The organism is Candidatus Nanogingivalis gingivitcus (genome assembly GCF_004151455.1).
Classification (GTDB): domain Bacteria; phylum Patescibacteriota; class Saccharimonadia; order Saccharimonadales; family Saccharimonadaceae; genus Nanogingivalis; species Nanogingivalis gingivitcus.
Window position 1 is genome coordinate 1 of record NZ_PRLK01000004.1, and the last position, 23,625, is coordinate 23,625.

The window sequence follows — 23,625 nt, forward strand, 5'->3', positions numbered from 1 at the left end:
ATCATAAATAAAAATTAATGTAAAGATAATAACCACCCTGGGGGGGTGGTTATTAGTTAATAATATTTTTTATTCAGTTCTTAATGCTTCTATAGGGTTTAATTTAGCAGCTTTACGTGATGGGAAGTAACCAGAAATAATAGCAACTAACATTAAACTAATTATAAGCACTATTGAGGCAGGCCAGTCCATAATTAATAGCTTAGTCCCCTCGCGTAAACCTATAGCACTACTGATAGCAGGATTAAGAAGCGTAAATAATGAAGCAATTGTTACACCTATTACCCCACCTAAAAAGCCAATTAAAGCAGCTTCGTAACGGAACAACCTAGAAACATCTTTACTTTTAAGTCCTAATGATTTCATTAAACCTATTTCACGAGTTCTTTCTAGTACGCTAATGTATTGAGTATTAATAATACCGAATACGCTGGCTAAAATAGCTAACATGCCAAAGCCAATTAAACCGTACTGTAAAATAGCAAGTGCTTGGCTCATAACTGAAGCTACTTGTTTGAATGATAAAGCTTCATAACGGCTACCACCATCTAATTCCTTAATTTTATTAGCTATTTCTTCAGCCTTACTACTATCATTAACTATTACAGAAATATATCCGTAATAATTATTACCACTTTGAATTTGGGCTAACTCGGTCATATCTTCAGTAGACATAACTATATTTTCTTGGTAGTACACAAAAGCATCATATTTACCGTTATCAATACCAGCAATTATGAAATCTTTAGTGAATTTTTCACCGTTAGTCTTTTTAAATCCTAACCTTATAGTTTTACCAATAAGATCCTGTGGGTTTTTACTTAAAGCTTCAGCGTAAGATTTAGCTACAACAACTGTACCATTTTGAATATTTTTAATGCTTTTTTGCTTGCCTTGTGATAATTCTATAGAACTCTCATTAATTTTAGGTGCTATTGAGCCAATATATTTATTATTACTATTAGCTAGCTGAAAATATTCAATGCCAATATTATTAACCCCATTTACCTTTTTAACACCTTCAACTTTTTTTAGCTTTTCAATATCGTTATTATCAAAGGTGTAATCTTTTAGCGATTTAGCTTTCTTTTCTTCAACGCTTTCTTCTTTTTCTTCATATTTATTAACTTTATTTTTTTCGTTATGTTCAACTTTTCTAGTCACTTGAATGGCATTTTTATCAGCATTAGCTGAGACAATAGTGTCTAAGTAATTACTTGCACCTTTACCAGCTGCTAAGGATAAAGCAATAGTAGTTGAACCTACTGCAATAGCAAGCGAAGTTAGAAGTGTTCTTATTTTAGACCTTTTTAAATTTTTACTAGCTCTTTTAATTATATCTATTCTACGCATTTTTATTACCTTCAATTCTTTCTATCTGACCATCTTTAATATGAATTTTAATCTCACATTTTTTAGCTAAATCTTCATCATGAGTAATAATGAAAAGAGTTACACCAGATTGCTTATTATAATCAAAAAGTAATTTTTCAATTTTCTTACTTGTTACTGTATCTAAGTTCCCGGTTGGTTCATCGGCAAAAATAATTTTAGGGTTATTTACTATTGCCCTAGCAATAGCTAGCCTTTGTTTTTGCCCACCTGATAAATCACGAGCTTTACTTTTAAGCTTATCTTCTAAACCTACTGACATAAGAGCTTTTTTAATTCTGCTTTTTCTACTATGTAATGGTACTTCGGCAATCTCTAACGGCAAACTAACATTTTCACTGCAAGTTTCATTGCCTTGTACGAAAAAGCTCTGGAAAATGAAACCCATTTTTTCTGCCCTGAATTTATCAATTTTCTTCTGCTTCATTGATAGAATATTAACTCCATCAATAAATACACTGCCTTCCTCTGGAGCGTCTAGCCCACTTATAGCATGGATTAATGTTGATTTACCGCTACCACTTTTACCAACAATAGCTACACTTTTACCACTTGGAATTTTAAAACTTACATTTTTTAAAGCTTTAAAACGGTTATGCTTTTTGCCATATGTTTTAGAAATATTTTTAACTTCTATCATTATATCCTCCTATCTTCATCTATATCTAACATAAAACACTCTCCCCTGCGTTCTTCATTAAAGTCCTTACCATTTAATAAAATTTTTGCAGGCTTTCCTTTTTCTAGACTTAATTCAGCATAACTATGGTAGCCTTGTCTGTTTCTACAGTTAAAAGTTTCAAATTCTACATTATCAGCTTTGAAGAGCTCAATTCTACCTATGTCAGATCTTGCAATTAATTTATTAGCTATAACACCGTTAGCGTTTACATTGCTTTCATTTTCTTGCATTACTTTAAGTTCATCAATAGTAATGTCGCCTAAAACTTTTAGTGAACTACTTTTTTGTACTATTTCTAACTTAGGTTGAGATACGCCGTAATAATCAAACCTGGTATTATTAAGGGTTATTTTTTCAATTTCTGGACCAACTATATCAATATTTTGTTTAAAGCCCCAACCATATACATTAGCTTTAGCTGTAGATATTTTTAAAGTGTCGCCCACAATTTCTGCCTTAATATCTTCTTTCTTAATAGTAGTTTTTATTTTGTCAAATTGATGAAACTTAGCGGACACTTCTTTATTTTTAGCTACACTATAATTAACTTCAATGTCTCCATCTACTTTGATATTTTTAATTTGGCTTAATTTTTGTTTATCAATATTTAAGTCTACCACTTTCTCATTTGCTAAAATATCGCCTCTAATACTATAACTACGCGAAATAGCTATAAATATTCCACTGGTAAAAGACGTAACACTAATTATAAAGCTAGCAATTAATAGTATTAGCCTTGCTCTACCTAATTTAATTAAGAATAAACTAATAGCAGAAACTAGGAAAAATAGTACAAAAGTAATACCTGATATATTTGTTAAAACCCTAATAGCTATTTTGGAAGCTTCGTCAATTTCTACCGGTACAGTAAAAGCTTGGTTTAAGCCAATATTACCAATATAAATAAGGAAAATTCCTCCTAAAGCTATTAAAAGTGATATTACGCCTAGAAAGTAACAAATAACTTTTTTAGTGTTTTCACTGCTATGGTTTATTTTTGCAAAATCATATTCTGCATTTACTTCTTTAATATTATTAGCCGTAATTTTTTTACCTCTTAAGTTCAAAATTTCGCTAGCATTTTTAGCTCTAGGAATTATAAGGCTTAGAATAATATAGACCGGAATACCTACACCAAAAGAAAGGAAACAGGCTAATATAAATGCCATGCGTACTATTATGGCATCAACCTCAAAATATTCAGCAATACCACTAGCAACACCTGTAATAATTTTATTTTGTGTATCACGATAAAGTTTCTTTTTTACTTTACTATTATTTTCTAAAGGCTGGTTATCATCTTCACGAAAAACTGATGGATCGCCAATTTGCTTTTTAATTTTCTGTACATCTTCAAGTGTAATAATACCACCAGCAATAATTTTATTTTCACTTAAAATTTCTGTAATACGAATTTCTACATCACTAAAAATATCTTCATCTGCTGAATATTTTTTTAGCTCATCTAAATATTTTTGCAGTACTTTTTTAGCATCTATTTCAATATCATAAGGAACTTTAGCTAAATGTATTCTTGTTATTTCTTTCATATAACTCTACCCTCTTAAAGTTTTTTAATTGTATTATTTAAATTTTGAATATCTTCTTTTACTGCTTTCATTACTCCTTCCCCAAATTCAGTAATTTTATAGTACTTACGGGGTGGACCCTGTTCACTTTCCTGCCACTCATGAGATAAAAGCCCATCTTTTTGTAAGCGAGATAATAGTGGATATATAGTACCCTCCACTACTACTAGCTTCGCATCCCTTAGCTCTTTAATAATATCGCTAGTATAGACAGGTTTTTTAGAGCAAACTTTTAGCACGCAATAAGCAATAAAGCCTTTTCTCATTTGAGTAGACATTTGAGAAGTATATTTTTCTATGCTACCTTTGTCTGTCATACTTCTATGTTATACCTAGTACCTTAAAAATGCAAGTAGTTTTTTTTAAATTTATTGAAAATTTAAAAAATTAAAGAAAAACTACCACTGATATAGAGGTAGTTAATTATATTTTTTATTAAAATAATTTTCTAGCTATTATTATATTATTAATTAAAAATAGGCAAGCATATATGCTTACCTATTTTTATTATTTTACTAAAAATTAAGCTTCTGCTTCTTCTTTAGGTTGGTTCTTTCGCAATTTTTCTACATTTTTAATTGCACGATTTTTTGGAGCTGGTTTTTTAACCCATTTAGGTAGTTCAATACCTGCTTTTTCTAGTAGCAAGGCTACGCGTGGTGTAGGCTGTGCTCCGTTATAAAGATATTTTTCAGCTAATTCTTTTTCAATTTTAGCTTCTTTTGTATGTGGGTTATATGAACCAACATAGCTAACTACGCGCCCACTCGACGGATGTCGATGCGCTTCCTGAACCGCAAGACGATAAACAGGATAACCTTTGCGACCAAGTCGCTGTAATCTGATTGCTAGCATTCTTGTTTCCCTTTTATTAAACTTTTATATAGCTATAAAATTATACTAAAAAATAACTTTTTTTTCAAGTAGATAAATAATTATTTGACTTTTATTTGATTTAATGGCATTATATTGATAATTTAGTACATTACTGGGAGGGATAAAAAATGAAAAAGGATAATAAATGCCCTACTAAATATAATTATAATAAGTTAATTGAGCTACAAGAGGCTATTATTATGATTTTTATACTGATAGCTATAGTCTTAGGTGCTTATTTTATTGCAATTCACCCAATATCTATAAAAATGGATGAGGAAGCTAACCTGCATTTAAAGAATGAAATATTACAACATATAAGCAACAATCAAGCTACTATTCCAGTTAAGGATGTAGGCAAAGCTAAAGAATATTGTAATAGAATAGAACGCTTTCAAAAAGAGGGAATAACTAATATTGAAAGATGTTCCGTTATTGACAACAATGACGATGAAGGGAAAAAAGTTATAGTATATTTTAAAAAAAGTACGCATGAGTAAATGCGTACTATTTTATTTGAGAGCCTTTATATTTTTTAATAGCATCCCTAGCAGCTTCTTGCTGAGCTATTTGTTTGCTAGGCCCTTCACCTTGCCCCATTTGTTTTTCGCCAACAAATACGCCCAATGTAAAAGTTTTGTCGTGGTCTGGGCCATTTTCATCTAGAACCTTGTAAACAGGCGTGTAGCCATCTTTAGCTTGAGATAACTCTTGAAGGTATGATTTAGGATCTCGCCATGATTCTTCATCTAAAATTTGAGGAAGAGTAGATAAAATATTATCTGTTATATATTTTTTAGCAGCTTCATAACCCTTATCTAGATAAATAGCACCAGTAGTAGCCTCAAAAGCATTAGCTAGAATTTGTTGGCGTGCTCTTCTAGAACCTTGCTTTTCACCACGACTCATTCTAATTAGCTTTTCGTAACCTAAGCGGTCGCCAGCAGCACCAATGCTTTCAGTTCTAACAAGCGCTGAGCGCCAAGCAGTTAATATACCCTCTGGTTTATTGTAGTTTTTAAATAAGAAATCAGTAGTTACCAGTTCTAAGACAGCATCACCTAAAAATTCTAGCCGTTCATTATGTTCACTAGCTGATTTTTTATGTTCGTTAATATAACTACGGTGCGTTAAGGCTGTAATTAATAATTCTATATTATCAAAATGATAACCTAATTTTTCTTTTGCCCAGTCTTGATATGGCTGAACTAAAATTCCACTCATATTTTATAATTTCTCCTGTCTTATTTTTTTCATAGCAAGTAGAATTAATTTTTCAATATCTTCATATTCAATAGCATCTAGAGCATCTATAAAACTAAACCAACGGATATCGTTCATCCATTCTTCTTTTTGTATAGCATTAGTGTCACCTAAAGCCTTAACTAAATAAACTTGCGTTGTCATTAAAACAAGTTTATCAATTCGACGGTAACGAAAATTTATTTTACCAAGCCAGCCAATAACTTTAACATCTTTAAGGCCAGCTTCCTCGCCTATCTCCCTTTTAGCAGTTTGTTGTGCTGTTTCGCCTGGCTCAATATGACCTTTTGGAATAGTCCAACGGTTTTTAGCATCTTGTATTAAAAGAATCTCAACTTCACCCGATTTATTTCTACGGTAAATAACGCCACCAGCAGTTGGTTCACGCACAATTTCCTGTATTGAAACTCGACGGTTGCGATTAAAATACTTTTTAAATTTCTCTACTTTCTTGTTTGCCATCCTGCTTCTCTATAAAAAGCTTATAAGCTGTACCTAGTACGCCATTAATAAATTTACTTGAATTATCAGAACCAAAAGCTTTAGCTAATTCAATAGCCTCATTGATTGCCACTTTTGTTGGCACTGTATCTTGCATATATAGAAGTTCAAAAAGGCCCATACGAAGTACGTTTCTATCTATACGTGCAATTTGTGATATTGGCCATTCTGGCGCCATTGGTTGTAACTTAGTATCAAGTTCAACTTGCTTTTCAATTATCCCGTTTAATAAATCTTGAACAAATTGTTTGTCGCCAATAGTTTCCTCATAGCGAGACATGTTACGCATAATAATTTCGCTTAAACTAACTGTTGGGTCGTTTAACTGTGAACGAAATTCATATTCATAAAGTGTCTGTAAAACAACAATTCTTCCAAGGTGTCTATTTGATGCCATATTGAGTAAGGTTCTTTCCTTTTTTATCAAAATATTAATTCTTTTATTTTAAATAAAATAAAACGCCGCAAGCACTAAGCCGCAAGCGTTTTATTTTCTTCTAGTTGCTTATTTAAAGCTTTACCAGATTGTTTTTTAGTAGTATAAACTTTAACTGGTGATTTTTTATTAACACGGCGTGCTAATTCTAGGCGAAGATGACTGCGTCTTAAACCAGTTTTTCGTGGACTACTTTGTTTTTTTGGTTGTCCCATAAAGGTTCTCCTTGAATAATTTAATATTTACTTTGTAATAATTGTAGCAAATTAACCTATAAATATCAAGTACTCTTTATTTTACGAGATTTTGCCTAATTGACATAAGAAGTATTTTATGATATAATAAAAGTATAATGAAAAATTATGAAAAACAAAAAAGACAACAATACGAAACACATAAAAAACTAAACCGTCGTGGTAAAAAAGTATTAGGAATGCTAGCTGCCTCATTAATGATAGGTGGGTATGCCTATAGCTCTAACGATGCTAGTACACATAATATTAAATACGATAGTCGTTTCAAAATGCAAAGTAATGAAGGTTTAGTGGGTACAGGTATGGACCTTAATAGGCTAGAAAAAATATCTTCAAACGGTGGAACTATTGAGCTAGATGATGGCGAATCAATAAGAGCTACAATTGGTCATTATAATATGGAGAAAGGTTCAGGAAACCATACTGCTATTGCTACAGCAAAAGAAAAAGTCAAATTACACCTTTCTGGAGATGTATACCGTTACGGTAACCAAATTGTTGCAGAAAATAGTAATTTAAAAGACACTACTAATAATGAATCATTAGTAGTAGAAAATAAATATGGTAGCCATATAGTACTAGATAATTTTGACAACGACTTCAAAGCCGACAAGCAACAATAAAATAACCCTTTCGTAAAAGGGTTATTTTATTTATATTATTGATTTACTTTACTACAAAGTTAATTAATTTATTAGGGACAAAAATTTCTTTAATAATCTCCCCTTCTGCTAGGTATTTCTTAACTTTTTCTTCATCTTTAGCTAGCAATAAAGCTTCTTCTTTAGTGTGTTCTTTAGGTAGAGAAATTTTTCCCCTTAATTTACCATTTACTTGAATCATAATTTGAACGGTATCTTCTACTAATAATTTATCGTCCCATTTTGGCCAGCCTGCATGGTCGATAAAGGTATTATTACCCATAATCTCCCATAATTCACTTGCCATATGTGGAGCGAAAGGTGCTAACATTTTTAGTAAATCTTCCAAAACACCTTGCCATTCTTTAGAAAAACCAACTAGTTTTAACTTATAAAGTTCATTAGTCATTTCCATAAGAGCTGCAATAGCAGTATTTAAACTTTCACGGTGAAAATCTTCAGTTACCTTTTTAATTGTTTTATGCTGAACTTTTTGAACTTCGCCAAAATTATTAACTTCTTTTTTATCGCTATCAGTAAATTCATTAACTAGCGTCCAAACACGGTTTAAGAAACGGTATACGCCAGCAATGCCACGAGGATCCCATGAAGCATCCAGTTCGTAAGGTGCTATAAACATTTCGTAAGTACGAAGAGAATCAGCACCATAACCTTGATCAATAACTTCAAGTGGATCTACCGTATTACCTTTGCTTTTACTCATTTTAGTGCCATCTTCAGCATTTATATAACCGTGATATAACAGTTTTTTAACAGGCTCAGCGAAGTTAGTAAGGCCTAAATCACGGAAAAAGTGCGTCCAAAAACGAATGTAAAGTAAGTGAGCAACAGCGTGATCTCCCCCAACATAATAATCAACAGGAGCAAAATAATTTACTAAGTCACTATTCCATGCTTCCTTATTATTTTTAGGGTCACAATAACGGAACAAATACCAACTAGAACATGCATAACCGTCCATAGTATCAGTTTCGCGAGTCATTTTTTCGCCATTAATTTCTACTTGTAGAAATTCTTCACTTTTAGCTAGTGCTGAACGACCACTATCATCTGGCTTAAAATCAGCTAAGTCCGGTAAGAGAACTGGTAATTGGTCTTCTGGGATTAAATGCTCGTTTCCATCCTTATCATAAGCTATAGGAATTGGACAGCCCCAATAACGCTGGCGTGAAATTAACCAGTCACGCATTTTATAAGTAACTTTAGCTTTACCGATGCCCTTTTCTTCTAACCATGCAACAATCTCTTCTCGTACATCAGAAGAATCTTGACCATTAAAATTAGCAGAATTTACCATAATACCTTCACCACTGTAGTATTGACTATCATCAACTATAGTGTCAGATTTTTCAATAACTTTAATGATTGGTAAGTTGAATTTATTAGCAAACTCAAAATCACGCTCATCATGAGCTGGAACAGCCATTATAGCACCCTCACCATAGCCACCTAGTACATAATCACTTGTCCAAATTGGCATTTTTTCGCCACTGGCTGGATTGATAACATAGCTTCCTGTAAAGATACCTGTTTTTTCTTTATTTTCTTGCCTTTCAATTTCTGATTTTTTCAAGGAAGTTTGTTTATATTCTTCTAAAGCTTCTCTTGTAGAATTTGTAGCTAAATCTAATAAATATGGATGTTCAGGCGCTAAAACAATAAAAGAAGCACCAAAAATAGTATCTGGCCTTGTGGTGAATACTTTTATTTTTTTATCTTTTCCATCAATAGCAAATTCAACTTCAGCACCTTCACTTTTGCCAATCCAGTTACGTTGCATAGTTTTAATTTTTTTAGGCCAGTCAAGGCTGTCTATTTCTTCAAGCAATTCATCAGCGTAAGCTGTAATTTTAAAGAACCACTGAGTCATTTGCTTTTTCTTAACTTCTTCACCGCATCGCCAACATTTTCCACCTTCAACTTGCTCGTTAGCTAATACAGTTTTGTCCTTATCGCACCACCATTGGTAACTTTCTTTACGATAAGCTAGGCCTTTTTTATAAAGCTGAGTAAAAATCCATTGTGTCCATTTATAATATTCTGGATCAGAAGTGTTAATTTCCCTATCCCAATCTATTGATATACCTAAACGCTTAAATTGTTTTTTAAAGTTAGCAATATTTTCATGCGTTGCAACTTTTGGTGATACACCTGTTTTAATAGCATAGTTTTCAGCAGGTAGACCAAAAGTGTCCCAACCAATAGGGTTTAAAACATTTTTACCATTTTGACGATAAAAGCGAGCAATACTATCTACAAGTGTATAGCTTCTAGCATGCCCAGTATGAAGCCCTGCTCCACTAGGATATGGAAACATACCAGATATATACATTTTTTGTTTATTAGGGTCTGCACTTACGCTATAAATAGCCTCTTCATCCCATTTTTTTTGCCACTTTGGTTCAATTTCACTTGGATTATATCGTCTCATATTCTATATATTTTAACAGATGAAATAAGTGTTTTCAACTTGATGAATAAAAATGATAAAATATAAATATATGGAAAATTACCTCAGTATGCCACTTGCAGAAAAAATGCGTCCCACCAAACTGAGTGAGGTTGTTGGTCAAGAACATTTACTTGGCGACGATGGTATTTTAACTAAAATAGTTAAAAATAAACAACCTATTAGTATTATTTTTTGGGGGCCTGCTGGATGTGGTAAAACTACCTTAGCAAGAATTATAGCTAAAGAAGTTGAAGCTGATTTCATTGAACTTTCAGCTGTAACTTCTGGCAAAAAAGATATTGAAGAAGTAATTAAAAGAGCTGAACAAAACTGGAATTTAAGAATTAATACTATTGTATTTGTAGATGAAATACACCGTTTTAATAAAAGCCAACAAGATGCTTTTTTGCCTCATGTTGAAAGTGGTCTTATTAGTTTAATTGGTGCTACTACTGAGAACCCAGCTTTTGAAGTAATTACCCCTTTAATATCTCGAAGCCGTGTTTTAACCCTTAAACCTCTTGAACAAAAAAATATTACAACCCTACTAAAACGAGCTTTAGTAAAATATTATCCACAAGATAAGTATGAAGAAAAAGCATTAGAGATAATAGCAAAAGCAAGTAGTGGTGATGCTAGAGTTGCTTTAGGAAATTTAGATATAGCTACTAAATTTGATAATAAAATTACCTTACAGACCCTTAAAAAAACTTTGAATAATAATTTTATACAATATGATAAAAAGGGTGATGCTCATTACGATAATATTTCTGCCTTTATTAAAAGTATGCGTGGAAGTGATGTAGATGCTACCTGTTACTATTTAGCAAGAATGCTTAAGGCTGGTGAAGATCCTAAATTTATTGCACGCCGTATGATTATTTTTGCGAGTGAAGATATAGGTTTAGCTGGTAATGGCGCATTAAGTTTAGCTAATAGTTGCTTTGACGCAGTAACTAAAATAGGAATGCCTGAAGCTAATTATGTTTTATTTCATACTGCTTCGGCTTTAGCTAAATGTAAAAAATCTAGACTAACCACTGATATAATGCATAAATCTTATAAATTAGTAAATGACTATCCTTTCGCTCAAATACCTTTGCATTTGCGTAATTCAACCTCAAAAATAACAGAAGAGCTAGGCTATACTAAAGGCTATGAATGGAAAGCTAATTTTCAACATCCAAAAGGCTTTTTACCTGAAGATATTCAGAAAATTTTAAAAAATAAAAGTCCTAGAAAATAGGACTTTTAAAATTTAATTTTAATTTTGGCAATTTGCCGTTTTATAAATAAACCAACTAAACTAATAATACCTAGGAAAGATATAATTATAATATTAGTATTAGCAGGATATAGCCCTGTATTTGGCGATAAGATCATACTACTAGGACTATTACCATTTTTATTATCTATAGTATTACCCTGTTTATCATTATTACTGATATTGTTTATAGTACGCACATTAGAAGATGTTGAATTATTATTCACTATATTTTCTAAGCTGGAAGATTTAGCAAAAGCATTACTACTCCCAAACAATAATATAGCCATTAAGACTAAAAATAACCCTTTTATTTTCATTTTGTTTCCCTTTTTTAACCCTTAAACTTTTGTTTTTGTGCCTATATTCTAGCATAAGCATATTAATTTTACAAGGTTTGTTTTACCTAATTAATTTAAAAAATAGCCTTACAGCAGGCTATTTTTTAAATACTTTTTATAGGCTACGATAGTAGAAGCTATTAACCTAATTTTAATTTATAATTACTAAAAATTAATTCTTGAGTATATATCCTTAGTAGTTTCAGATATTTCATGTTTTAATTGCGGGAAAGGCACGCCTTCACGAGCAGTTACTCCTTCAAAAATCCAAAATACACGTTCACTATAGCCCATTCCACATGCTGGCGGCATTCCATATTCAAGCATTTCTACGAAGTCAATATCAAGCATCATTGCTTCATCATCCCCTGCGTCACGCATATTTTGTTGTTCCATAAAACGATTTAGCTGATCAATTGGATCATTTAATTCGCTAAACATATTACAAAGTTCAGAGCCTGCAATAACAACTTGTGCACGTTGCGTCATCTCTGGGTGATTTGGGTGAGTTTTCGCTAAAGGTGAAATAAAGGTTGGTGTATTAACAAGCCAAATTGGACCTGTTACATCTTTACGAATATTTTTCCAAAGCTTATCAATACCGCGAGCTTTATTTTCGGTTTGTTCTACCTCTAAATTATTTTCTTTTAGGGCTTCTTTGACTTGTTCTAGAGTACAGTTATAAGGGTTAATGCCGTAACGTTTCTCGATAGTTTCAGCGTAATCCCATTCTTCCCATTTTTGATCAAGGTTCACATTGAAATTGCCTAGCGTGAATTGTAATGTACCAAAAGTTTCTTTTAATACATATTTAAACATTTCTTCTTGGAATTTTAGACCGTCACGCCAATCCCAATAGGCTGCATACCATTCCATAGCAACATGCTCCGGTAAATGTTCATCAGAATAATTCTCATTACGAAAACGTGGCCCAAGGTCGTAAACTTTTTCAAAACCAGCACCAAGTAATCTTTTTAAAGGTAATTCATGACTAATACGAAGATAGAATTGGGCATTATCTAAAGCATCCATATGTGTAACGAATGGGTTTGCGTCTGCCCCACCTGTAGTATGTTCTAGTACTGGAATATTTATTTCATAGAAGCCGTGATTATTCAAAAAATCTCTTGTGGCTTGCCAAAACTTACTACGACGGACAAATCTATCTCGTACATCAATATTTACATTCATATCAACATATCGACGGCGAAAACGCTCTTCCTTATTAGAAAAACCGTCTTGAATAGTTGGCATTGGCCTTAGGGATTTAGTAAGAAGTTTTAGCTCCTTAGTAGCTACTGAGATTTCCCCTGTTTTAGAACGAATTACTTCACCATTAGCTTGCACAAAATCACCACTATCTAGCAAGTTTAAATCTTTAATACCAATTAAATTCCCCTCTTTAGAAGTTTCAGCAATATTATTTGCTTGAATGAAAAGCTGAATAGTACCAGAAAAATCACGAAGCACAATAAAAGCTAATTTTCCAAATTTACGAATACCAGTTATTCTACCAGTAATTTGTACATTTTTCCCTTCCATTGCATCAAAATTATTAACAATTTCAGCAATCATATGAGTGCGGTTAGTTTCTGCAGGATAAGGATTTAAACCAAGCTCCTTAATCTGTTCGAGCTTATTTAAACGCTCTTGTCGTAATTCTTTCATAGTAGCCATAGTTAGAAATATTTTAGCACAAAATATAGTTTTTTACTAGTTAACTACCTTGCAAAAAATAAAAATATATGTTATAATATGATTATCAACGATAGGTTGGTAATATTTTATATAGAGGTGAGAATATGCTCAAACGTTCTTTTGAAAAAGGTGATATCATTGATATCGTATCATTTAACAATCTTCGTTGTATTGCTATAGGTGAAATTGTAAGTGTTGACGAAAAAAATAACACTGCAACCCTAAAAAATATATTCTATAGTTTGCAACACTCTGATGTATGGAGAAAAGTGAGAGAACAAGAAGTTCCACTAGATCATCTTTTTATGAAAGTCACAGACAATGAGCCGTATATGAAAATATACAAAAAGCTCATTAGTACATACAGCAGTCACTAGTACATACAACAGAACCCCTTTATTATAAAGGGGTTCCTTTTTATTTAAATTATTTCATAAATTTATTGTATATATCTTCAATAGTTAATTCTTCTATTTCGCCATTTTTACGAGTAACTAGTTCGAATCTACCTTGTTTAATTGCTCTACTACTAATAGTTAAACGGTACGGAATACCCATTAAGTCGCTATCAGCAAACTTTTGGCCAGCACCAGTATTTCTATCGTCATAAATTACTTCAATGCCTTGATTTGTTAGTTTATTATAAACTTCTTCTGCTAGCTCTTTGGCATCTTCACCAATTTGCATAAGGTAAATTTTAGCTGGAGCTATATTTTCTGGCCATACCAAACCTTTATCATCAGCAAAATGCTCTGCAATTAAACCCATTACCCTACTTGGGCCAATACCATAACTACCCATAAATACTAGTTTTTCTTTTTCATCACTATCAATAAATTTTAACCCTAATGCTTCAGAAAACTTATAACCTAAAGTAAATATATTACCAACTTCTACTGCTTTTTCTTCTACTAAATCTTCTTTTTTAACGCCAAGTTCAGCTAATACTTCATCGTTATAAACCTCTTGATTGATAGCAATACCTTTTTCATGAGATACATAAATAGTATCTTCACCTACTGGGCTGATAGTCTGAAATTCATGGCTAAATTTCGCAAAGCTACCACCACTAGCAAAAGTTTTAAAAGTATATCCACCTAAGCCTAAACGATCAAAAATACGAAGGTAAGCTTTAGATATTTCTTCATAAAACTCATCATGCTGTTCTTTATCTTTAGAAAAACTATATAAGTCTTTCATTAAGAATTCACGGCCACGCATTAAACCAGATTTGCTACGGAGCTCAGCACGAAACTTAGTTTGAAATTGGTATGGGTAAGATGGCAAATCCTTATATGAACTAATAAAATTACGCATAAGTTTAGTAATTGGTTCCTCATGAGTTGGCGCAAGACCAAACTCACGGCCATTACTTAATTTGGTTTTAAACCAAACATCCATAACCTCATCATCCCAACGGTTAGTTGCCTGCCATGTTTCAGGATTTTGTAGAGCAGTCAAACTCATTTCTACTCCACCTATTTTATTCATTTCTTCACGAATAATTTGTACAATTTTATCAAGTACATTTTTGCCAAGTGGCAAGAAATCATAAACTCCTGCCATCTCTTTATGTACAAAACCAGCCCTAATTAATAGCTGTGCATTTTTAGAAACTTCATCTGCTGGGTTATTTTTGGATGTTTTTGTAAACATTTGTGACATCTTCATAAATTATCTCCTTTTTTAAATTAAATAAAAAACTCGGCACTGATCAGCCGAGTTAATATTTTAATTTATTTCTGTAATTTCGTATTTTATAGAGCCTTTTGGTGTGGTAATTTCAACCACTTCACCGAGTTTTTTATTAATTAACTGCTGACCTATTGGTGATTCATTACTAATTTTACCCTCAAGGGGGTTAGCTTCTACAGCTCCAACTAAAGTATATTTAACTTCTTTAGAATTTTCTAGGTTTTTTAGTTTAATAGTATTACCTAGATTAACTTTATCTTTCTCCCCTTCACCAATAATTACTGCATTTTGTAAAATATTTTCAATTTCTGCAATACGTGTTTCAGCTAACCCCTGTTTTTTTCTTGCAGCATCATATTCACTATTTTCACGTAAATCACCAAAATCACGAGCAGTCGCAACTTCTTCGGCAATTTCTTTACGTTGAGAAATAAGAGAAGCTAATTCTTCTTCAAGGTCCTTTTTCCCAACTTTAGTAATATTAAACACCTGTTTCATATTCATTCTATTTTAACAAAAAGCTATCCATTTAGCAACATTAAATTAGGAAAAATAAATAGGAACATAAAAGCAATGCCATTTTTCAAAGAATGCAGAAAAATTGGTGCCCACAATGTTTCAGTAACATATTCGCGAATATAGCACATGATCATACTCATAGCAAAAGTAGTAACTGCAACATTAAGTTGCCCATGTGCATAAGCAAAAACTATAGAAGTTATGAACATAGAGCCATATATGCTAATTTTACGAACTTGGCTATATAGCACTCCCCTAAAAATTACCTCCTCACATAACGGAGTAACTACAGAAAGCATTAAAAACGCAATTATCATCATTAAAGGATTATGATTACTAGAATATCCAACGTTTTGAGCTTGATTAATATTAAAGTTAGGTACCACGGCTTGCACTATAAGCATTAAAATACCGCTAACTAGTAATGCAGCCAAAAGGCCCACAAAAGCCACACCAATATCGCTCCATTTAGGAAGACCTACTAGCCCAATCTCTTTTTTTGTAATTTTTACGCCTGTTAATTTTGTAGGTACTAAATAAAGAATTGCAAGCATTATTAGGAAAAATACTGCCGAATATACTGCAACAACCACATTATTATTCATTATACTATTTATTTTAGTGGTATCGCCAACAAATAAAATAACAAAGAATAGCCGAACTAAAAACCTAGCAAAATAATAAGCAATAATAGTTGTAGCAGGATATAACAAAAAGCGTATTATTTTATTTTTAACTAAAAGCTTAAAATTTACTTTTTTACAAAATAAGTATGCTAACGCAAATATTACAATTAAGTAAATAGGTAGAAGTAATATATAGTGGTTCTCCAGCCAAGATATTTTATTAGTTAAGGGAATAAGATTAACTAATAAAAATATAATAGAATGAAAAACATATGCTACTGTTAAAACTGTTATTAAAGAAGTGATTTTATCTTGAGTTTTATTAATCCCTATTTTATTTTTCATATTAATTATTACCTCTTTTAAGATATTTTAATTATATCTAAAATAATTATCAATAAAGAAAGACCCATCAAGAATAGAAAACCATAGCCATTAATTTTTTCTTCAATTTCCGCAGTTAAAGGTTTCTTTAAAAGCTTACGAAATATAAATGTCTGCAACCATCTACCACCATCTAATGCCGGAATAGGTAAAACGTTCATACAAGCTAAGGATAATGATATTATTGCCATAAGTAATAATATGGTGTCTAGCCCAGATTGAGTAGCTTGAGGAAAAATTTGACCAATAATCATTACTGGTCCAGCTACACCCTCCCCTGCTTTACTAATTTGTTCATTTGCTTTCTGTTCTAGATTTTTCCCACCAACAACTTTATTATAAAGCCCCGTAAAGAGATTGCTTACCATATCCCCTAAAGTCTTAAAGGTCTCCCCTGTTAATTGAAAAGTAGTGCAAACACCTACAACTGGAGCAGACCAAGTTGAATAAATTTTTTCGCCAGTTTTAGTTGTTGCAGTACCTAAAAAGCCTTTACCGTCAGCATTATCTTTACGAACATGGACTCTTTTTATAAGTTCATTATTATTACGTTTTATTTTAAAATCTATATCCTTGTCTACATTATTCTTTGCTAAAATACTAATTTGCTCAGGGTTTTCTATTTTTTCACCATTAATAGCCAGGATCCGATCACCCTTTTCTAAGCCAGATTCTTTAGCTGGCATACCATCTTTCAAGTTAGTTATCGTAATTTCACCACCTATGATCTTAGCATCTTCCTTGATATAAAACTGATTAGGTATTAGCTTAGGTAAACCTACAATAGCTAGAATAGTAAAAATAACTATAGAGACTAGCCAGTTCATTATAACGCCAGCGAATAAAATTTGTGTTTTACCCCAAAAAGTAGCCTTGCCGTAATCTCCTTTTTTATTATCGCTATCGTGTTCCCCTTGGAGTTTTACGAAACCACCTAGTGGTATCCAGTTAATAGAAACTTTGGTGCCTTTAGGAAGAACTTTATTAGTCTTAGTTTTAAAACTCCAAACATTAGGTGGGAAGCCAATTCCAAATTCTTCTAATTTAACACCATTGTGCTTAGCAGCTAATGCATGCCCTAACTCATGAAGAGCTACTAAAATAGTTAGAACTATTAATCCAACTATTATTCCTATTATTAAATTCATTTTTTGCTATCCCCTCCCATTCTACGGTCACGTTTTTGATAATTTAATAAAGCTTTTTCTATATCTTCATCTTTCATATCTGGCCAAGGCTTATCTAAAAACAGCATTTCTGAATAAGCCATTCGCCATAGCTGAAAGTTAGAAATTCTTTGTTCACCTGAAGTGCGAATCATTAAGTCTACTGCTGGCACTTCTGGTGTATACAAATTTTGTTCAAATAATTTACTATCAATATCATCTATAAGTAATTCGCCACTTTGTACTTTTTGAGCAATTTTACGCGTAGCCTCAATTATTTCAGTTTGTCCACCATAATTAAAGCATAAACATAATGTGCCACCACTATTACCACTGGTTAACTCTTCTGCCTTATTAATTATTTCTACTAACTTTTTAGAAACTTTATTTTTACGATCGCCAGAAAAAAGTACTTTTATATTGTTTTTATGAAGATCTTGAATTTCCTTACTGAAATATCTCTCAAAAAGTTTCATTAAATAGCTAACTTCTTCATTAGAACGATTCCAATTTTCAGTAGAAAATATATATGCGCTAACATATACTACGCCTTCATTAAAGCACTTCTTAATTATTTTTTTAAGAACATTAAAACCCTCTTCGTGCCCTTTTAATGTATGCAAATTTCTAGCCTTAGCCCAACGCCTATTGCCATCAACAATAAGGCCAATATGATTTGGAATTTTATTGTTCATTATTAAGATTAAACCTTCATTATTTCAGCTTCTTTAGATTTGAACATCTCATCAATCTTAGCTGAAAAATCTTTAATTTGGCTATCTATATTTTTTTCAATGCCTCTAAGGTCGTCTTCTGTAATAGTTTTATCTTCTTTAGCTTTTTTTGCATGTTTTAACACATCTTGACGAATATTACGTAAAACAATTTTAGCATTTTCTACTTTTTCACTAGTTTGTTTTACTATTTGGCGTCGCCTTTCCTCAGTTAATGGTGGAACTGGTACGCGTATTAAACGTCCATCATCACTAGGGTTAAAGCCTAAACTTTGATCATTACGAATAGCTGCTGAAATAGTAGCTATATTATTAACATCAAAAGGTGTAACAAGTATCATACCAGCTTCAGGTGCAGTTATATTAGAAACTTGATTTAATGGCATTTTAGTACCGTAAACTTCAACATGTACGCTATCAAGCATTGATGGATGCGCTCTACCTGTACGCACTTTCTTTAGTTCACTAGCAAAATGATCAATAGCTTCATTCATTTTTTGGTTGTAAATATCTGTATCAAACATAAAACTCCTTTTATATATATTTTACTACAGTTGAAGCTTTTTGTCCCCCTTGATTTAAAGTGTAAAATATTGTAAAATATTATTTATAAAAATAGTACATTAATAATATTTTACTTCCGCAAATTGTTTTGTAAATATTTAAAAAACAATTTGCGGAAGTAAAATTCTAGCTTATATTATTGGAAAGTAGGTACAACCTATGAAAGCAAACACAATGTGTAGTCCAGCTTCTTTACTCGATACTAGCTCAGCTAAACTTAAGTATAATGAGCATGAAGTAGCCTATGCTTCTGACATCTTTAAAAGAATAAAAGAATTTATTGCTCAAAAAAATCATGTAACTAGCTTTGAGCTAACGGATATGTACGAAAAATCAGTCTTATCTATCAGTTTTATAGAAGCTTATAGGCTTGGCTGGAAAGAGTTTGATCAAGGAGACTTATTTGAATTTCGCCGTAGAGAAGAACTCTCACAGTTATACTACAGTGAGAAAAACGGAGAAAAAACTATTAACTTTGTTTTTTTAAAAAAGTTTAAAAACGAAAAAAAGCCAAAAAAGACAAGAGAGTTTAGTTGCAGTGAAAAAAGAGCTACTACCTTTTTTGAAATAGTTAAAGAAGAAGTACAATTAGCTATAGATAGCCTACCAGATAGCGAAGTTGCTATTCTTAATAAAAATATTAAGGACGGCATTGGGTATACAGTATATGTAAATCTTAGTAGTTACGATCTTACGATTGCTCAAAATTTTAAGGATTTAAAGCTACGCTACCCTTCAATTTTTAATGAAATAGGAATAATAAGAACCGTTCCTTCTGGAAAAAACCGTTATAAAGTTGCTGTACTTATCTTCAATACTCAATTATAAGCTTTTTCATGCCACTCCTTAGGGGTGGCATTTATTATTGACTTTTATAGTAAATTATGTTAATATATTAAAGTATAATTACAAAAACAAAAAGGAAACAAATGACAAAAACTAAAAAAAATCTAGCTTCAGAGAAGCGTTTTAAAAAGATAATTGCTTTAACTAAAAAATATGATTTAAACTTTTATGATGAATTAACAAATCAAAACTATAGCCTAAAAATTGAGATTAACCCTAGTAAAAAAGAATTAACTCGTATTATATTACCTACAGAGAATAATTTCTTTAAAGGGGTAGAATATAGTGAAAAAGTTCAACTTAAAGAACTTGCAAACGGTAGATGGACAAAAAATTACACGCTAAATTTGGTACTGGTGCAAAAGAACTTTTTGGCGTTACTGAGCTTAATGAGAACAGTGATTTAGAGGCTAGAGATATAAGAATTATTGCTTTTGTAGATGATTTTTTAAGTAAATTAGCAGAAAATTCTATCCATACTACTCCACTACTATTAAAACCATCAATTAAGGCGTAATAAAAAATAATCCCTCTCTAGAGGGATTATTTTTTATTTAATTGCTAGATAGCTCTTATTCTGTTACGCCTAACTCAATGCGTGAGAACTGACGAATCACGATATTCTCACCAAGTTTAGCAATAGCTTCTTTTCGGAATTGTTCAACTGTCTTAGAATCATCCATAATGTAGTTTTGAGAAAGTAATACTTTTTCAGCAAAATATTTCTTAACCTGTCCATCTACAATTTTAGCAGCAATATCAGCTGGCTTACCTTCTTTAGCTATACGCTCTTCAGCTTCAGATTTAACGCGTTCAAGCTCTTCAGCAGGAATATCCTCTTCACTAGCGTAAACTGGGCTCATAGCAGCAATTTGCATAGCAATTTGATGAGCAAATTGTTTGAAATCTTCAGTTCTTGCTACGAAATCAGTTTCGCAGTTAACTTCAACTATAACACCAATACGTCCACCGTGAACATAAGCTTCCACTAAGCCTTCACGTGCTTCCCTATCGCCTTTCTTTTCAGCTTTAGTTAAGCCTTTTTTACGTAGAGCTTCTAAGGCTTTATCAAAATCACCATTAGCTTCAAGTAAAGCTTTTTTAGCATCAGATAAACCAAGACCTGTCAATTCTTTTAGTTTTTTAATTTCTTCAATAGAAACTGCCATTTCTTCCTCCTTAGATTAAAATTTCATAATTTTGAATTACTTTTCGCTATTAGCTTCACGAACAGCTTCGGCTACGTAATCTAGTAATAGTTGTACACCTTTAATTGCATCATCATTAGCTGGAATTACGTAGTCAATACCATCTGGATTCACATTAGTATCAACTAAAGCAACAACAGGAATGTTAAGCACCTTAGCTTCACGAATAGCGTTAGCGTCAGCAATAGCATCAGTAACAAATACAATACCAGGGCGTCCCATTAAATCTTTAATACCACCATAACGTGTATTTAAAGCCTCAATTTCTTCAGCATAACGTTGAACTTCAAGTTTAGAATAGCGTTTTGCTAATTCACCAGTCGCCATACGTTTTTCTAGAGTTTTCAACTTCTTAATTTGTTGGTTAATAGTACCTGAGTTAGTTAACATACCACCTACCCAACGCTCAACAACATATGGTTGATTTACAGATTCAGCAGTTGTACGTACAGCTTCTTTGCTTTGTTTTTTAGTTCCAACAAAAAGAACTTTTTTGCCACTTTCAACTGTTTTTGTAATAACAGGTAAAGCTTTTTCAAGAGCTTCAACTGTTTTTGTCAAGTCAATAATATGGCTATCTTGCCTCTTACTATGAATGTAAGGTGCCATTTTTGGGTGCCAACGAGATGTTTTGTGTCCAAAATGAACTCCAGCTTCAAGCAGTTGCTTGATATCAATTTTTACAGACATTTATAACTCCTTTGTCTCTACTCATAAAATAATTTTAGGAATTTATTATGAGTTGTTTCATTAATTTATATTACCTTACTATTATATCAAATATCTTACTATTAATCAATAAAAAAGCCCCTTATCATAAGGAGCTTTAGGTTAAAAAAACCAAGCTATATAGAAAGAGAGAGAAATAAACGCTATAATGATACATAGTATAATCGTATATAAAGAAAGCATTACTTCCATATAAACTCTTAAGTCTATTCCCTCGGAATCTATAATGCAAACTTTCGTTTCCGGATGGACTTTTGCTTCTTTTATGTTTTTTATAAAAACCTTAACTGGAAAACCGTCGTCATCAATAAATACACAATAAAATATTAGTAGTGCAAAAGCTAAAAAAAATATAGCTACGGATAATCTTATTCCATTAATAAAGAGGGAAATCAAAGATATAATACCAAAAATCCATTTACCTACTGTTGTATTCTTTTCGCGAAAGTTTGGGCCATTTGGGTTAAAATTAGATTTCATAATTTTAACCTCCTTTCTAATGTGCTAGGCTTTAATATCCTATTTTGTTATATAGATATTATAAAACAAAAAATACCATTTGTAAATGGTATTTTTTAGTGCTTTTAAAAACTATTTAGTTATGTTTTTTAATATAAACAGTAGCTACAGATAGTATGCTTGCAATAAAGCTAGCAATAATACCTACATCCGTTTTTTCAACAACGCCTATACCTGTATTAGGTGCTTGGATATTAGTTTTTTGAGGAGTAGTGATATTATTAGCTACTACATTTTCTGTTTTTTTATGATTTTCTGGAGCAATAACTACTGGGTTTGAGTTTACGCCATCCTCTTTTTTTGGTGGATTATTATTGGTGTTAGTATTATTAACGGTAGTATTGTCTACATTAGAGTTATTATTTATATTAGTATGATTTTCTAGTTCATTAATTCTAGCATCTACTATTGCTAGTAATTTATCTATAAGATTAAAACTCTCATCAATTGTCATAATATCATCTGCTGATAGTTTATCTGCTACCTTAACTTTAAAGTCCATCACCATTTGTTTTATTTCAATAAGCTCTTCTTTGTACAATTTAACTTTTTGAATATCTGTTTCTTTCTTAATATTTTTCATTGATTCTGCAAGATCATTAAAAAATTCTTCATTAATAATATCTGCTGCAGAAACATTATTATCACTCGCATAAACATTAGCGTTTATTACCATATTAACTGTAAATAAAGCCATAACAGCCAATATAATAGCTTTCCTATTCATTTATTTAAAATTCCCTTTCATATTTTTATTACTACAACATAAATGTATATTAATTGCAACTAATTTGCAAGCAGTAGCGTTTTGTTTTATAATATTTATTTACTTTTTAAAATTGATATGGTAGAATATTAGGGATATGAAAAAGAGTTTACATCCAACCAACTATCGCTTTGTCGTATTTAGCGACGAAGTGGCTGGATTTGCTTTCTTGACTCGCTCAACAGCAGATTCAAAAGAAACTATAAAATGGGAAGACGGCAACGAATACCCACTTGTAAAAGTACATATTTCAAGTGCTTCACACCCATTCTTTACAGGTGAAGAAAAGATTATCGACACCGAAGGCCGTGTTGATCGCTTCAAACGTGCACAAGAAATGGCAGCAGCTCGCAAAGAAGCTTTAGCTAATAAAGCTAAAAAACAAGCAGCAGAAAAAGCTAAAAAATCTGAACGATAAAGTATCGCCAGAAGAAATGCCCCAACTAGGGGCGTTTTAAT

At 31.9% G+C, this 23,625-nt stretch carries 29 protein-coding genes; 7 read left to right on the plus strand and 22 right to left on the minus strand.

The features are described 5' to 3' along the window. Window positions 1–69 precede the first annotated feature (69 nt). The 5 genes from G6CMJM_RS01430 to rpsP all read right to left on the minus strand — a co-directional run bounded on the left by G6CMJM_RS01430 (window position 70) and on the right by rpsP (window position 4,518). Complete coding sequence (locus G6CMJM_RS01430; RefSeq protein ID WP_129718707.1) at window positions 70–1,353, minus strand: ABC transporter permease; 1,284 nt, start codon at window positions 1,351–1,353, stop codon at window positions 70–72. Continuing rightward, the gene (locus G6CMJM_RS01435; protein ID WP_129718708.1) at window positions 1,346–2,032 is read right to left on the minus strand and encodes an ABC transporter ATP-binding protein; all 687 of its coding nucleotides are present in this window, start codon (window positions 2,030–2,032) and stop codon (window positions 1,346–1,348) included. Before G6CMJM_RS01435 ends, G6CMJM_RS01430 begins: the two co-directional genes overlap by 8 nt. Further along, window positions 2,032–3,624 (minus strand): PspC domain-containing protein, encoded by a 1,593-nt coding sequence (locus G6CMJM_RS01440; RefSeq protein ID WP_129718709.1) that lies wholly within the window; start codon window positions 3,622–3,624, stop codon window positions 2,032–2,034. The genes G6CMJM_RS01435 and G6CMJM_RS01440 overlap by 1 nt, the downstream gene beginning before the upstream one ends. A gap of 14 nt (window positions 3,625–3,638) precedes the next feature. Then, a complete protein-coding gene (locus G6CMJM_RS01445; RefSeq protein ID WP_129718710.1) occupies window positions 3,639–3,980 on the minus strand; it encodes a PadR family transcriptional regulator in 342 nt (113 codons plus the stop codon). Between the two features lie 205 nt (window positions 3,981–4,185). Further along, the gene (gene rpsP / locus G6CMJM_RS01450) at window positions 4,186–4,518 is read right to left on the minus strand and encodes a 30S ribosomal protein S16 (RefSeq protein ID WP_129718711.1); all 333 of its coding nucleotides are present in this window, start codon (window positions 4,516–4,518) and stop codon (window positions 4,186–4,188) included. 149 nt (window positions 4,519–4,667) lie between these two features. Between rpsP and G6CMJM_RS01455 the strand changes: the two genes are divergently transcribed. Next, window positions 4,668–5,039, plus strand: a complete 372-nt coding sequence (locus tag G6CMJM_RS01455) for a hypothetical protein (RefSeq protein WP_129718712.1) — start codon at window positions 4,668–4,670, stop codon at window positions 5,037–5,039. A 7-nt stretch (window positions 5,040–5,046) separates the two neighbouring features. On the opposite strand, the gene rnc is transcribed toward G6CMJM_RS01455, so the two are convergent. The 4 genes from rnc to G6CMJM_RS01475 form a co-directional block, all read right to left on the minus strand. Next, entirely contained in the window at window positions 5,047–5,763 is a 717-nt protein-coding gene (rnc, locus tag G6CMJM_RS01460; protein WP_129718713.1) for a ribonuclease III, read from the minus strand. A 3-nt stretch (window positions 5,764–5,766) separates the two neighbouring features. After that, entirely contained in the window at window positions 5,767–6,264 is a 498-nt protein-coding gene (locus tag G6CMJM_RS01465; RefSeq protein WP_129718714.1) for an NUDIX hydrolase, read from the minus strand. Then, entirely contained in the window at window positions 6,236–6,700 is a 465-nt protein-coding gene (nusB, locus tag G6CMJM_RS01470) for a transcription antitermination factor NusB (protein WP_129718715.1), read from the minus strand. The genes G6CMJM_RS01465 and nusB overlap by 29 nt, the downstream gene beginning before the upstream one ends. Before the next feature lie 74 nt (window positions 6,701–6,774). Then, window positions 6,775–6,954, minus strand: coding sequence for a hypothetical protein (locus G6CMJM_RS01475; RefSeq protein WP_129718716.1), 180 nt, complete (start codon window positions 6,952–6,954; stop codon window positions 6,775–6,777). A 137-nt stretch (window positions 6,955–7,091) separates the two neighbouring features. Here G6CMJM_RS01475 and G6CMJM_RS01480 point away from each other — a divergent pair, with 137 nt between their 5' ends. Further along, complete coding sequence (locus G6CMJM_RS01480) at window positions 7,092–7,616, plus strand: hypothetical protein (protein WP_129718717.1); 525 nt, start codon at window positions 7,092–7,094, stop codon at window positions 7,614–7,616. A 43-nt stretch (window positions 7,617–7,659) separates the two neighbouring features. Here the strand turns inward: G6CMJM_RS01480 and leuS are convergent, their stop codons facing one another. Then, window positions 7,660–10,086 (minus strand): leucine--tRNA ligase, encoded by a 2,427-nt coding sequence (gene leuS, locus G6CMJM_RS01485; protein WP_129718718.1) that lies wholly within the window; start codon window positions 10,084–10,086, stop codon window positions 7,660–7,662. Window positions 10,087–10,156: 70 nt separating this feature from the next. Here leuS and G6CMJM_RS01490 point away from each other — a divergent pair, with 70 nt between their 5' ends. Continuing rightward, window positions 10,157–11,353 (plus strand): replication-associated recombination protein A, encoded by a 1,197-nt coding sequence (locus G6CMJM_RS01490; protein ID WP_206660763.1) that lies wholly within the window; start codon window positions 10,157–10,159, stop codon window positions 11,351–11,353. A gap of 5 nt (window positions 11,354–11,358) precedes the next feature. On the opposite strand, the gene G6CMJM_RS01495 is transcribed toward G6CMJM_RS01490, so the two are convergent. After that, window positions 11,359–11,691 (minus strand): hypothetical protein, encoded by a 333-nt coding sequence (locus G6CMJM_RS01495; protein WP_129718719.1) that lies wholly within the window; start codon window positions 11,689–11,691, stop codon window positions 11,359–11,361. A gap of 186 nt (window positions 11,692–11,877) precedes the next feature. Continuing rightward, a complete protein-coding gene (locus G6CMJM_RS01500; RefSeq protein WP_129718720.1) occupies window positions 11,878–13,389 on the minus strand; it encodes a lysine--tRNA ligase in 1,512 nt (503 codons plus the stop codon). A gap of 125 nt (window positions 13,390–13,514) precedes the next feature. Between G6CMJM_RS01500 and G6CMJM_RS01505 the strand changes: the two genes are divergently transcribed. Next, complete coding sequence (locus G6CMJM_RS01505) at window positions 13,515–13,787, plus strand: hypothetical protein (RefSeq protein WP_129718721.1); 273 nt, start codon at window positions 13,515–13,517, stop codon at window positions 13,785–13,787. Between the two features lie 49 nt (window positions 13,788–13,836). Here the strand turns inward: G6CMJM_RS01505 and G6CMJM_RS01510 are convergent, their stop codons facing one another. From G6CMJM_RS01510 to frr, 6 genes are read right to left on the minus strand one after another with little or no spacing between them, the layout of a single operon-like run. Then, window positions 13,837–15,081, minus strand: a complete 1,245-nt coding sequence (locus G6CMJM_RS01510) for an aminoacyl--tRNA ligase-related protein (RefSeq protein ID WP_129718722.1) — start codon at window positions 15,079–15,081, stop codon at window positions 13,837–13,839. 60 nt (window positions 15,082–15,141) lie between these two features. After that, on the minus strand, window positions 15,142–15,609 hold the full coding sequence (gene greA, locus G6CMJM_RS01515) for a transcription elongation factor GreA (protein WP_129718723.1): 468 nt from the start codon (window positions 15,607–15,609) through the stop codon (window positions 15,142–15,144). A 17-nt stretch (window positions 15,610–15,626) separates the two neighbouring features. Then, complete coding sequence (locus G6CMJM_RS01520) at window positions 15,627–16,595, minus strand: CPBP family intramembrane glutamic endopeptidase (RefSeq protein ID WP_129718724.1); 969 nt, start codon at window positions 16,593–16,595, stop codon at window positions 15,627–15,629. A 17-nt stretch (window positions 16,596–16,612) separates the two neighbouring features. After that, window positions 16,613–17,782, minus strand: a complete 1,170-nt coding sequence (locus G6CMJM_RS01525; protein WP_129718725.1) for a M50 family metallopeptidase — start codon at window positions 17,780–17,782, stop codon at window positions 16,613–16,615. Then, complete coding sequence (gene uppS / locus G6CMJM_RS01530) at window positions 17,779–18,495, minus strand: polyprenyl diphosphate synthase (protein ID WP_129718726.1); 717 nt, start codon at window positions 18,493–18,495, stop codon at window positions 17,779–17,781. Before uppS ends, G6CMJM_RS01525 begins: the two co-directional genes overlap by 4 nt. A gap of 8 nt (window positions 18,496–18,503) precedes the next feature. After that, entirely contained in the window at window positions 18,504–19,058 is a 555-nt protein-coding gene (frr, locus tag G6CMJM_RS01535) for a ribosome recycling factor (protein ID WP_129718727.1), read from the minus strand. A gap of 199 nt (window positions 19,059–19,257) precedes the next feature. Here frr and G6CMJM_RS01540 point away from each other — a divergent pair, with 199 nt between their 5' ends. Further along, entirely contained in the window at window positions 19,258–19,926 is a 669-nt protein-coding gene (locus tag G6CMJM_RS01540; protein WP_129718728.1) for a hypothetical protein, read from the plus strand. A 101-nt stretch (window positions 19,927–20,027) separates the two neighbouring features. After that, complete coding sequence (locus G6CMJM_RS01545; RefSeq protein WP_129718729.1) at window positions 20,028–20,351, plus strand: hypothetical protein; 324 nt, start codon at window positions 20,028–20,030, stop codon at window positions 20,349–20,351. Between the two features lie 165 nt (window positions 20,352–20,516). On the opposite strand, the gene tsf is transcribed toward G6CMJM_RS01545, so the two are convergent. The 4 genes from tsf to G6CMJM_RS01565 form a co-directional block, all read right to left on the minus strand. Beyond that, window positions 20,517–21,113 (minus strand): translation elongation factor Ts, encoded by a 597-nt coding sequence (tsf, locus tag G6CMJM_RS01550; protein ID WP_129718730.1) that lies wholly within the window; start codon window positions 21,111–21,113, stop codon window positions 20,517–20,519. 36 nt (window positions 21,114–21,149) lie between these two features. Further along, window positions 21,150–21,842, minus strand: coding sequence for a 30S ribosomal protein S2 (gene rpsB, locus G6CMJM_RS01555; protein ID WP_129718731.1), 693 nt, complete (start codon window positions 21,840–21,842; stop codon window positions 21,150–21,152). 141 nt (window positions 21,843–21,983) lie between these two features. After that, window positions 21,984–22,361: a hypothetical protein gene (locus tag G6CMJM_RS01560; RefSeq protein WP_129718732.1), complete on the minus strand. Its 378-nt coding sequence runs from the start codon at window positions 22,359–22,361 to the stop codon at window positions 21,984–21,986. A gap of 115 nt (window positions 22,362–22,476) precedes the next feature. Continuing rightward, the gene (locus G6CMJM_RS01565) at window positions 22,477–23,127 is read right to left on the minus strand and encodes a hypothetical protein (protein ID WP_129718733.1); all 651 of its coding nucleotides are present in this window, start codon (window positions 23,125–23,127) and stop codon (window positions 22,477–22,479) included. A 136-nt stretch (window positions 23,128–23,263) separates the two neighbouring features. Between G6CMJM_RS01565 and G6CMJM_RS01570 the strand changes: the two genes are divergently transcribed. Then, a complete protein-coding gene (locus G6CMJM_RS01570) occupies window positions 23,264–23,584 on the plus strand; it encodes a type B 50S ribosomal protein L31 (protein ID WP_129718734.1) in 321 nt (106 codons plus the stop codon). The last annotated feature ends 41 nt before the right edge of the window (window positions 23,585–23,625 follow it).

Bases quoted from the DNA above. Each gene is read 5' to 3' on its own strand.
- G6CMJM_RS01430 (WP_129718707.1), bottom strand. From the start codon at position 1,353: ATGCGTAGAATAGATATAATTAAAAGAGCTAGTAAAAATTTAAAAAGG.
- G6CMJM_RS01435 (WP_129718708.1), bottom strand. From the start codon at position 2,032: ATGATAGAAGTTAAAAATATTTCTAAAACATATGGCAAAAAGCATAAC.
- G6CMJM_RS01440 (WP_129718709.1), bottom strand. From the start codon at position 3,624: ATGAAAGAAATAACAAGAATACATTTAGCTAAAGTTCCTTATGATATT.
- G6CMJM_RS01445 (WP_129718710.1), bottom strand. From the start codon at position 3,980: ATGACAGACAAAGGTAGCATAGAAAAATATACTTCTCAAATGTCTACT.
- rpsP (WP_129718711.1), bottom strand. From the start codon at position 4,518: ATGCTAGCAATCAGATTACAGCGACTTGGTCGCAAAGGTTATCCTGTT.
- G6CMJM_RS01455 (WP_129718712.1), top strand. From the start codon at position 4,668: ATGAAAAAGGATAATAAATGCCCTACTAAATATAATTATAATAAGTTA.
- rnc (WP_129718713.1), bottom strand. From the start codon at position 5,763: ATGAGTGGAATTTTAGTTCAGCCATATCAAGACTGGGCAAAAGAAAAA.
- G6CMJM_RS01465 (WP_129718714.1), bottom strand. From the start codon at position 6,264: ATGGCAAACAAGAAAGTAGAGAAATTTAAAAAGTATTTTAATCGCAAC.
- nusB (WP_129718715.1), bottom strand. From the start codon at position 6,700: ATGGCATCAAATAGACACCTTGGAAGAATTGTTGTTTTACAGACACTT.
- G6CMJM_RS01475 (WP_129718716.1), bottom strand. From the start codon at position 6,954: ATGGGACAACCAAAAAAACAAAGTAGTCCACGAAAAACTGGTTTAAGA.
- G6CMJM_RS01480 (WP_129718717.1), top strand. From the start codon at position 7,092: ATGAAAAATTATGAAAAACAAAAAAGACAACAATACGAAACACATAAA.
- leuS (WP_129718718.1), bottom strand. From the start codon at position 10,086: ATGAGACGATATAATCCAAGTGAAATTGAACCAAAGTGGCAAAAAAAA.
- G6CMJM_RS01490 (WP_206660763.1), top strand. From the start codon at position 10,157: ATGGAAAATTACCTCAGTATGCCACTTGCAGAAAAAATGCGTCCCACC.
- G6CMJM_RS01495 (WP_129718719.1), bottom strand. From the start codon at position 11,691: ATGAAAATAAAAGGGTTATTTTTAGTCTTAATGGCTATATTATTGTTT.
- G6CMJM_RS01500 (WP_129718720.1), bottom strand. From the start codon at position 13,389: ATGGCTACTATGAAAGAATTACGACAAGAGCGTTTAAATAAGCTCGAA.
- G6CMJM_RS01505 (WP_129718721.1), top strand. From the start codon at position 13,515: ATGCTCAAACGTTCTTTTGAAAAAGGTGATATCATTGATATCGTATCA.
- G6CMJM_RS01510 (WP_129718722.1), bottom strand. From the start codon at position 15,081: ATGAAGATGTCACAAATGTTTACAAAAACATCCAAAAATAACCCAGCA.
- greA (WP_129718723.1), bottom strand. From the start codon at position 15,609: ATGAATATGAAACAGGTGTTTAATATTACTAAAGTTGGGAAAAAGGAC.
- G6CMJM_RS01520 (WP_129718724.1), bottom strand. From the start codon at position 16,595: ATGAAAAATAAAATAGGGATTAATAAAACTCAAGATAAAATCACTTCT.
- G6CMJM_RS01525 (WP_129718725.1), bottom strand. From the start codon at position 17,782: ATGAATTTAATAATAGGAATAATAGTTGGATTAATAGTTCTAACTATT.
- uppS (WP_129718726.1), bottom strand. From the start codon at position 18,495: ATGAACAATAAAATTCCAAATCATATTGGCCTTATTGTTGATGGCAAT.
- frr (WP_129718727.1), bottom strand. From the start codon at position 19,058: ATGTTTGATACAGATATTTACAACCAAAAAATGAATGAAGCTATTGAT.
- G6CMJM_RS01540 (WP_129718728.1), top strand. From the start codon at position 19,258: ATGAAAGCAAACACAATGTGTAGTCCAGCTTCTTTACTCGATACTAGC.
- G6CMJM_RS01545 (WP_129718729.1), top strand. From the start codon at position 20,028: ATGACAAAAACTAAAAAAAATCTAGCTTCAGAGAAGCGTTTTAAAAAG.
- tsf (WP_129718730.1), bottom strand. From the start codon at position 21,113: ATGGCAGTTTCTATTGAAGAAATTAAAAAACTAAAAGAATTGACAGGT.
- rpsB (WP_129718731.1), bottom strand. From the start codon at position 21,842: ATGTCTGTAAAAATTGATATCAAGCAACTGCTTGAAGCTGGAGTTCAT.
- G6CMJM_RS01560 (WP_129718732.1), bottom strand. From the start codon at position 22,361: ATGAAATCTAATTTTAACCCAAATGGCCCAAACTTTCGCGAAAAGAAT.
- G6CMJM_RS01565 (WP_129718733.1), bottom strand. From the start codon at position 23,127: ATGAATAGGAAAGCTATTATATTGGCTGTTATGGCTTTATTTACAGTT.
- G6CMJM_RS01570 (WP_129718734.1), top strand. From the start codon at position 23,264: ATGAAAAAGAGTTTACATCCAACCAACTATCGCTTTGTCGTATTTAGC.